At 53.5% G+C, this 5,394-nt stretch carries 5 protein-coding genes and 2 pseudogenes; 4 read left to right on the top strand and 3 right to left on the bottom strand.

The window, feature by feature from the left end:
- Positions 1 to 148 precede the first annotated feature (148 nt).
- The 4 genes and pseudogenes from Q0C28_RS13130 to Q0C28_RS13115 all read left to right on the top strand — a co-directional run bounded on the left by Q0C28_RS13130 (position 149) and on the right by Q0C28_RS13115 (position 1,802).
- Positions 149 to 604, top strand: a complete 456-nt coding sequence (locus Q0C28_RS13130) for an acyl-homoserine-lactone synthase (RefSeq protein WP_293576499.1) — start codon at positions 149 to 151, stop codon at positions 602 to 604.
- Positions 605 to 660: 56 nt separating this feature from the next.
- Positions 661 to 1,311: pseudogene (locus Q0C28_RS13125) on the top strand (autoinducer binding domain-containing protein); the annotation flags it as partial.
- Positions 1,312 to 1,336: 25 nt separating this feature from the next.
- Positions 1,337 to 1,555, top strand: a pseudogene (locus Q0C28_RS13120) (hypothetical protein); the annotation flags it as partial.
- A gap of 67 nt (positions 1,556 to 1,622) precedes the next feature.
- Positions 1,623 to 1,802: a hypothetical protein gene (locus tag Q0C28_RS13115; protein ID WP_293576497.1), complete on the top strand. Its 180-nt coding sequence runs from the start codon at positions 1,623 to 1,625 to the stop codon at positions 1,800 to 1,802.
- 136 nt (positions 1,803 to 1,938) lie between these two features.
- Here the strand turns inward: Q0C28_RS13115 and Q0C28_RS13110 are convergent, their stop codons facing one another.
- The 3 genes from Q0C28_RS13110 to Q0C28_RS13100 form a co-directional block, all read right to left on the bottom strand.
- Positions 1,939 to 2,811 (bottom strand): bile acid:sodium symporter, encoded by an 873-nt coding sequence (locus Q0C28_RS13110; RefSeq protein WP_293576495.1) that lies wholly within the window; start codon positions 2,809 to 2,811, stop codon positions 1,939 to 1,941.
- A gap of 178 nt (positions 2,812 to 2,989) precedes the next feature.
- A complete protein-coding gene (locus Q0C28_RS13105; RefSeq protein WP_293576493.1) occupies positions 2,990 to 3,364 on the bottom strand; it encodes a hypothetical protein in 375 nt (124 codons plus the stop codon).
- A gap of 78 nt (positions 3,365 to 3,442) precedes the next feature.
- Positions 3,443 to 5,224 (bottom strand): hypothetical protein, encoded by a 1,782-nt coding sequence (locus Q0C28_RS13100; protein ID WP_293576492.1) that lies wholly within the window; start codon positions 5,222 to 5,224, stop codon positions 3,443 to 3,445.
- Between the last annotated feature and the right edge of the window lie 170 nt (positions 5,225 to 5,394).

Genomic DNA, 5,394 nt, shown 5'->3' with positions numbered 1-5,394 from the left:
AGTCTCAACCCTCGAATAAAGCTTTGAAAAACAATTGTTCCCCGCCAAAACAGCCTCCAATCACAATAGTGGAGACTCCTTGAATCACATAGATCAGGCAAACGTCAAATCAGGTATGAAATTTTGAAGGGTGGTAAGGGTGGTACACATGGAAGGCCGTGTATTGGGTTCATTGCGGATTCTACCGTCATTAGGTCCAACGATGTTTCGCGATGTTTTTCCTGAGATATTCGCCCAATCATCTTTACCTGCTGCTGATGACATCATGGAGGTGTCGCGATTTTGTGTCGATTCTGATGCTGTGCTGCGCAGTAAGGCTGTTATCACGCCAAACGCTGTGACGCGAACGCTGTTGGAAGCATTGTCCATCTGCATGACGAAACAAAAGGTCCGCACATTGATCGGTGTCCATGACTTAATGATGGAGCGCATCTTGCGCACCTGCGGGTGGCAAGCAAGACGTATTGGCCAGCCCATTTGCACAGATACCGGACTAACGACAGTTGCCAGTGCATTTGATGTGCCTACGAACTTGGGTATGCAGCCCAGCAGCATGAAAGATGGCCTCAGCGATAAGTTGCCACCGTCCACCACTCATAGTTGAATTCACAATTCCCGAGATCTATTTATTATCGCAAAGTAAATTATCGTGGAAACAACATGCGCAATATTGTTGACTGGTGTAAGGATGAAGTCTCGACAGTTCCAGATGCCGATGCGCTACTGCGGTGTTGTCAGGCATTTCTGATACCGCTTGGGATCACTGACGTTTCTTATGTCAAGACTGATCTCTACGGCAACAGCAACATCGTTACGACTTATGACAAAGGTTGGCTCAATCACTATTCGGAAAATGCACTGCATGAGATCGATCCTGTAGTCGCATTGGGCCAGAAGCAAAGCGTTTTGTCCTGCTGGTCGTCAGATATGGATTGTTCAAAAAACAAGGAGTTCTTCGATCTGGCGGCAAGCTATGGCGTTCCAAAGCAAGGGGCGGTATTGACCTTTGGGACGCGTACCGGACAAGCGGTATTTTCCATCGCAAGTGACGGTTCCACACGTGAATGGAAGCGAGCGTTTGCAGCCCACCGGACAGAACTTAACTACATTGCGATGTCCTATTGTATCAGAGCTTCGCAACTCGATAGTCAAACTCGACTGACGCAGCGGGAAAGAGATGTCATTCTTTGGGCGGCGCAGGGCAAAACGTCTTGGGAAACCTCTCAGATACTTGAAATTGCAGAGGGCACAGTAAATCAGTATCTCCGATATGCTATGAGCAAACTAGACGCAACAAACAGAGTTCAGGCTGTGGCAAAGGCAGTTGAATTAGGTGTTTTATCAGGTCGCGTTCCGCAAGAAGCTCTACGACAGCATCGACATGCTGCAAGCCGATCTGGACGACTGGCTGCATCACTACAACCACGAGCGCACTCATCAGGGTAAAATGTTTTGCGACAGAACGCCTTTCCAGACCGTTGTCGAGGCGCATGGCAGCGTAAGCTGTGAATCGGCATGCAAAATTGACCCACTTAGGTGGGTAATGAGCGAGTAAAATTAACCCACCTGTAATCGTCTAGTGTCCGCGCAAAATTGTGCGGAGGAAAGAGCAGGTGTTATTGATGGAAAGTGTATCGAGGATCCGACGATGGATATTGCGGGAAGGCCAGGGCCGCGCCTTCAACCTGACCCGCGACCTGATTGGCGAGAAACGCATGATCCAACGCGCCTTCGGTGTCGGGCCATGTGTCATGACCGAGGCAATGACGCTGATCGGAGAGCATTTCAAAGCCGCAGCATAAGTATGTCCAATGGAGGGACAACTGCGGCCAGTAATAAAGTTTGCAACAGAGCCCAAAATTGGACTTCTCAGACTGGCTGAAAATACAGCTGTTAGGTTAAGCATGAACACGCGGACCTTGTCTTACAAGCGGCACTTCAGGTTCTCAAATCTAAAGATAATAATCGGTAACCCAAAGCAACAACTCCCGATGTGATCACAATGAAGAACGCGTAGAAAGTTGGAAAGAGAAGCATTTCTTCCAGTTCAACAGCTGAAGTAAAGCTAAGTGAAATTATTGCGATCGTCAGCGGGGTATTTTGGATCCCTGTCTCAAGCGAAACCGTTCTAGAGCTCTTTGGACTTAACCCGAAAAGCCTTGCGAACAGGTATCCCAATAAGAAACCTGCGAGCCCGAGTAGGACAGCAGCGACTATTACCTTTTGGGATGCTAATAGAAACAGTTCAGCGTTCTCAAGCAGGAATTTGACGATGAGCACGACGATTAGAAGAAGGCCCGCAAGGCTGCTTGCTCTTTCGAGACCGTTTGCCCACCGTTTACTGCGCCACAGTACTACAGCTCCGAGCGATACGGGGACCAATACCAAAACAAGCGTCACTACGATATTTGCCAAAGGCATGTGTAGATTGTCCCTGTTATATTGGCTCGCATAAAGAGCAATCGATAAAGGCATCATTATGATTGCTGCGATAGTAGAGGCAACTGTCATCGATACGCTCAGCGCGACATCCCCTTTTGCATAATATGTATAGAGATTGGATGTCGTTCCTCCTGGCGTGGCCCCAACCATGATCAAGGAAAGCGCGATTGCCGCTGAAAAGTCGAAAAAACCTGCCAACCCGAAGGCGAGAAGTGGCATCAGACCAAATTGGCACACGAGCCCTACAAGAAATGGCTTAGGTGTGATTATGACTTTTCTTATATGTGATATTTCGATGGTTGCGCCCATCCCAAGCATGATCACAACAACCATCAGTGCGAGACCAATTTGTTCAACAAGTCCAATCATTCGTTCTGTCCTTGACCGTCTTTCCTCTTTTACCTCGCTGGACACCCCGTTCTTCAGGGCGGAGAGGAATGCGAGGTAAAAGAGGAAACAGTCTACCCATTTCAGGGAACCTCATTCGACCCCGCTCGCCGCACACCTATCCAACCCGGAGGACCATTGAACCGGCATAGCGGACATGTCACAAATCTTCTCCGCGCCCTTCGATTATACGTCGGGCAGCGGCCACCCAATTGGCGATGGCTTGTCCGATATCCATGCCACGGGCGGTGATATCATGTATCTGGAGTTCAATGAAGCAGGTGCGCGGGGGAACATCTCCCGATCCACCTGCTTGCCAAGATCCACCGGTTTCGAGAATATCGGTCATGACCAGATCCACTCGTTCTTCCAGGCTGTACATTCCATCCAGAGCGTCAACCAGTATCTTGCGCTTGTGATCAAGCGTATCCAGTATGTCCGCTGGGTTTGACACATCAGACCGGCGGGACCGGAATGCGGGCGTCTTGCCTGGTTCCAAGTCGTCATCCTTCACGCGTTCATCATTGGGTGCCATACTGTGCCTTCTCGTCCTTTGTGGTTTTGGGGCAGTGTATCCGAATCCCGGGATGTCACTAACATGCTGTATGGCCAGTTACATACCCAGCCCCCTGCCCCGTGATCGGGACTGCGCGCGACCTGGATGCAGCCCGTTCTCCAGCGCCTTGGCTCCCTTGCCCCAGGCCCATGTATTGTAGAGAACGCTGGAGTGGCTCGTGATCATGGCAAGCCCTTTCTTCACGGCGATTTTCTGCTGCTCGTCGAGCGCAGGCAGGGTGCCGGGCAAATACCGGTCTCCCCGCGCCAGCGCCACCACTTCGCGGTGCGTGAACACCTGGTAGATTTTTTCCATATGCTCGGATGCTTCCTTTGGCCGCTCCGTTGTTGCCGCAATCTCGGTCAGCAGCGCGTCACGGTCCTTCACCACTTCATCAACCGGCTTGAGGGACCCTTCCCTGAACACATATTTGAGAGCTTCGATGAGCTCCCCCGTGCTTGCGGGCAGGTTCGGCAGATTGGCGATCCGGGCCACCGAACGCTCCGCGTCAGTGGGGGCAGGGTTTTGTGAAAGCGCCTGCGCCACCCACGTCGATACAAGTCGGTCATAGGCATCCTTCACCTCCTTGTGCTGGAACGTCAAAGGATGACGGCCATCTTCGTTTCGATCACCAACGTCTCTCAAGAAATTTCCAACCAGAAGTATTCGCGCCTTCGGACCACGAGGATCGTCTGCCACCACCTCATGCGCCAGCGCCAGCTTGGCATCCAACATGACGCGGGCATCGGTGAGCTCTTTCATCAAGGCGGTAACTTTGTCCTCCTGCAGGGTCTTCACAGCATCGGCCGCGCGCAGAAGCCCCCGGATATCGGAGACCAGGTCCTGGCGCCTATGCACTGGGTTTTCAAAGTCCACCCGTTCGGTGATCGCGGCAGCCAGTTGAAGGGCGCGCCCGTCATATTTCGGGTCGGGCAGGAAGCGCGGTGCGCCGCCACGCCTGCCACCCCCGCTGTCTTCGCGCCAGGGCGGTCCCGCCTTGATGGCGGCAGCGATGGTCTGACGATCCGACGCCGTCAGAGCAGGCAGGCTCTCCGGCAGTACCAGTTCAGGGTTTGTCAACGCCTGCAATTCCGTAAAACTGAACGCATCCGTCAGTTTCTCGAAGGTTTCCGCCCCGGCGGTGCCTGTCATGAGCTTGCCAATCGCCTGTTCCCGGGCACGTATATCCATTTGTCCTTCCTCCCTGTTGTTCTCCTCTGCTTCTGCTGCCTTTTGTGATGTGTGTGTTTCCGGTTGAGCGCTGCGCGCGGTAATCTCCGCAGCTAGGTAGCTCGTCAGATCGATCCACGTCTTTGTATCCAGCGCGGGCAGGCTCTTCGGCCAGGGCGCTTGCGTTGAGCACATCGCCCAGACTTCCGAGTGGGTGAAGCGCTGGCTCATCCAGGCGATCACCGCGGCCGGTGGAGATACCGGTCGATCCGATGCGGTCAGCGCCCCCAGCACATGGTTGCGGGCATCCACAAGCTTGTCATGATCTTCAAGCGGCCCCGCTTCAAACGCTGTGCGCAGAGCCCCGAGTAAAGCCTTTCCGGCCGGGTCAAGATCATCCCGCGCCGCAATATGGGCAAGCCGACTTGCCGGATCCGCGTCATTCCGGTCCGAGCCCGAAAGCAACTGAGCGATCTCCTGCGGCAGATCCCCCTTGTGAATCGGATCATCACGCGGCACGTGAACACTGACCGCCACGGCCAGTTGCAACGCCAGTGCCTGATCCTGTGCAGTTATACGTGCAGGAACCGCCGGGCTTTCCGGGACGGGGGGATTGGCAAAATCCCGTGCGCCAGCGCCCTCCTGCAGTGACCCCTCCTGCGGTGGCACCCTGTCCTTGCCCAGAGACCTATGAACCTCGCTGTAAATGCCGTTTCAAAAATCCCCAAAAGTGGCGAAGTAAAATTCCCCACTTTCTGGTCTCGGTGATCAGCCGGTTGTTGCGATCAGTTTCTCCTTTTTTGGTGGTCGGCCGCGTCGCTTTGGTGCGGGCGGTGGTG

The organism is Phaeobacter sp., from assembly GCF_022825805.1.
In the GTDB taxonomy this organism is placed as follows: Bacteria; Pseudomonadota; Alphaproteobacteria; order Rhodobacterales; family Rhodobacteraceae; genus Phaeobacter.
The sequence above is the reverse complement of the archived record's forward strand: the minus strand, read 5'-3'. Positions and strand labels throughout refer to the sequence as shown.

Bases quoted from the DNA above. Each gene is read 5' to 3' on its own strand.
- Q0C28_RS13130 (WP_293576499.1), top strand. From the start codon at position 149: ATGGAAGGCCGTGTATTGGGTTCATTGCGGATTCTACCGTCATTAGGT.
- Q0C28_RS13115 (WP_293576497.1), top strand. From the start codon at position 1,623: ATGGAAAGTGTATCGAGGATCCGACGATGGATATTGCGGGAAGGCCAG.
- Q0C28_RS13110 (WP_293576495.1), bottom strand. From the start codon at position 2,811: ATGATTGGACTTGTTGAACAAATTGGTCTCGCACTGATGGTTGTTGTG.
- Q0C28_RS13105 (WP_293576493.1), bottom strand. From the start codon at position 3,364: ATGGCACCCAATGATGAACGCGTGAAGGATGACGACTTGGAACCAGGC.